This window comes from Kaarinaea lacus (assembly GCF_975902315.1).
In genome coordinates, this window is the sequence record NZ_CDLKIE010000070.1 from 1 (window position 1) to 2,688 (window position 2,688).

The following is a 2,688-nucleotide window of genomic DNA, read 5'->3' on the forward strand; positions in this document are numbered from 1 at the left end:
AGAAACGAGAAGATCGGCTTTAAAATTCGCGAACACACTTTACAGCGGATTCCTTACCTGCTGGTAGTCGGCGATAAGGAAACCGAGAATGAAACGGTGGCCGTGCGCACGCGTAGCGGTAAAGACCTGGGAAGCATGACGCTTGCCGATTTTTCTCAGGGTCTTGCCGAAGAGATCGCGAGTCGCGGCCGTACTATTTTGGATTTGGAGGATTGAAGCATCGCTCAAGAAAAACAGATTCGCCTGAATGAAGAGATCACCGCACCAGAAGTGCGATTAATTGGTGAAGATGGCGAACAGGTTGGGGTAGTCCCCATCGATGAAGCACAACAGGCGGCGGTCGAAGCCGAACTGGATCTTGTCGAGATAGTACCGAATGCTGAACCTCCCGTATGCCGCGTGATGGACTACGGAAAATTTTTGTTTGAAGAAAACAAGAAAAAACACGCGGCAAAAAAGAAGCAGAAACAAATTCAGGTCAAGGAAGTTAAATTTCGTCCAGGAACGGACATTGGCGACTATAAGGTCAAACTACGCAACCTTATACGTTTCCTGAATCACGGCGACAGAGTCAAAGTTACGATTCGTTTCCGTGGGCGTGAAATGGCACATACCGAACTCGGTGCACAAATGCTCGATCGCATCGAAGAGGATACTACCGACCATGGTGTAGTCGAACAGCGTTCCAGAATGGAAGGCCGGATGATGACCATGGTGATCGCGCCAAAAAAATAGGTCAGGCACTACTGTCCGTTCGGTGTGGCAGCCGGATGTCCAGTCAAAAACGTGCTGTTTTTATTAATTAATGTTCACATAGTTATTTTAGTTATGTTGAAGTGAACAAATAAATGCGGAGTTGTTGTTATGCCAAAGATGAAAACCAATCGTGGTGCTGCAAAGCGTTTCAAGCGCACAGCATCAGGCGGCTTTAAGCGCGCCCAGTCACACCGTCGTCATATTCTTACCAAGAAGAGCACGAAGCGGAAACGTCAACTACGTTCAGGCGAAATGATTCATGAAGCCGACGTAAAGATGTGTAACCGCATGATGCCCTACGTTTAAGTTACCGCATTAGGAGAGAATAGAGATGGCAAGAGTGAAACGCGGCGTACAAGCACGCGCCAAACATAAAAAGGTTATTGCCAAGGCCAAGGGTTACAGTGGTCGACGCAAAAACGTTTATCGTGTTGCCGTTCAGGCGGTAACCAAAGCAGGTCAATATGCATACCGGGATCGTCGTCAGCGTAAACGTCAATTCCGTGCACTGTGGATTGCCCGTATCAATGCCGCTGCACGTGAGTGCGGTTTATCGTATAGCCGATTTATTAACGGTCTTAAAAAGGCCGAGATTGAAGTCGACCGTAAGGTGCTGGCAGATATCGCGGTGTTTGATAAGAAGGCCTTTGCCGAACTGGCTGAGAAAGCCAAGGCAAGTCTCGCTGGTTAATTTGTAGCTATTGAATCTTTTGAGATTCAATAGTGCTTCATAACCACGAAACATTAGAAGAGGGAAAGGCCGATACCTTTCCCTCTTTTTATTTGTAATAAATTAGTTGTAATAAAAAAACGTAACGAATAGTTAACCTTTTGGGGAAATAGCGTGCAACAGGAGTTGGATAAACTCGTCAGCGATGCTCAGATTGCAATAAATGCCGCAGAAGATGTGACGGCACTTGAACAGGTGCGCGTGCAGTATCTGGGTAAGAAAGGTGAACTTACCAGGCAGATGCAAACCCTGGGTAAACTTCCGCCCGAAGAACGACGCGAGGCAGGCAAGATCATCAATACTGCCAAGCAGGCAGTAGAGAAATCAATTGAAGCGCGTCGTGAGGTTCTGAAGAAAGCGGAACTGGATGCAAAGCTGGCGGCCGAAGCAATAGACGTTACCCTTCCCGGTCGAGGTCAGGAATCCGGTGGATTGCATCCTGTTACCAGGACATTAAATCGAATTGAGAGTTTGTTTACCCAGCTTGGTTTCGAGGTGGCTGAAGGTCCGGAAATCGAGGATGATTATCATAACTTCGAGGCGTTGAATATCCCGGAATCCCATCCTGCTCGTGCCATGCATGATACGTTTTATTTTGACGAGCATACGGTACTGCGTACCCATACCTCACCGGTACAGATCAGGGTAATGAAAGACAGGCAGCCACCCTTGCGTGTTATTGCTCCGGGCCGGGTCTATCGTTGTGATTCTGATTTAACACACACCCCAATGTTCCACCAGGTAGAAGGGTTACTGGTGGATGACAAGGTTACTTTCGCGGACCTTAAGGGTGTGCTGGATGAGTTCCTGCGAAATTTCTTCGAGAAAGACCTCGATGTCCGTTTCAGGCCATCGTATTTCCCGTTTACAGAACCTTCTGCCGAGGCGGATATTCAATGTGTCATGTGTGGCGGTGAAGGTTGTCGTGTTTGCAGTCATACCGGGTGGCTGGAAATCCTGGGTTGCGGCATGGTGCATCCCAATGTGCTGGCACACGTCAATATCGACAGTGAGAAATATACCGGGTTTGCTTTTGGTCTTGGAGTTGAGCGTATGGCCATGTTGCGTTATGGCGTCAATGACCTGCGACTATTCTTTGAAAATGATCTGCGTTTCCTGAGGCAATTCCGGTAAACCTTTTGGTTATATGGGCGATGAACAATGAAGTTTAGTGAATTATGGTTACGCGAATGGGTTAACCC

General features: G+C 47.7%; 5 protein-coding genes. All 5 read left to right on the forward strand.

The annotated features are described in order from the left end of the window. A partial coding sequence (locus ACWVCM_RS01610; RefSeq protein WP_455199950.1) for a His/Gly/Thr/Pro-type tRNA ligase C-terminal domain-containing protein occupies nucleotides 1-216 on the forward strand: 216 nt, incomplete at its 5' end. Nucleotides 217-237: 21 nt separating this feature from the next. After that, nucleotides 238-735 (forward strand): translation initiation factor IF-3, encoded by a 498-nt coding sequence (gene infC, locus ACWVCM_RS01615; RefSeq protein WP_455199954.1) that lies wholly within the window; start codon nucleotides 238-240, stop codon nucleotides 733-735. Between the two features lie 129 nt (nucleotides 736-864). Then, the gene (gene rpmI, locus ACWVCM_RS01620) at nucleotides 865-1,062 is read left to right on the forward strand and encodes a 50S ribosomal protein L35 (protein ID WP_455199951.1); all 198 of its coding nucleotides are present in this window, start codon (nucleotides 865-867) and stop codon (nucleotides 1,060-1,062) included. A 25-nt stretch (nucleotides 1,063-1,087) separates the two neighbouring features. Then, nucleotides 1,088-1,447 carry a 50S ribosomal protein L20 gene (rplT, locus tag ACWVCM_RS01625; RefSeq protein ID WP_455199952.1) on the forward strand — a complete coding sequence of 120 codons (360 nt, stop codon included), beginning with the start codon at nucleotides 1,088-1,090 and terminating at the stop codon, nucleotides 1,445-1,447. A 153-nt stretch (nucleotides 1,448-1,600) separates the two neighbouring features. Continuing rightward, the gene (gene pheS / locus ACWVCM_RS01630) at nucleotides 1,601-2,620 is read left to right on the forward strand and encodes a phenylalanine--tRNA ligase subunit alpha (RefSeq protein WP_455199953.1); all 1,020 of its coding nucleotides are present in this window, start codon (nucleotides 1,601-1,603) and stop codon (nucleotides 2,618-2,620) included. Nucleotides 2,621-2,688 lie beyond the last annotated feature (68 nt).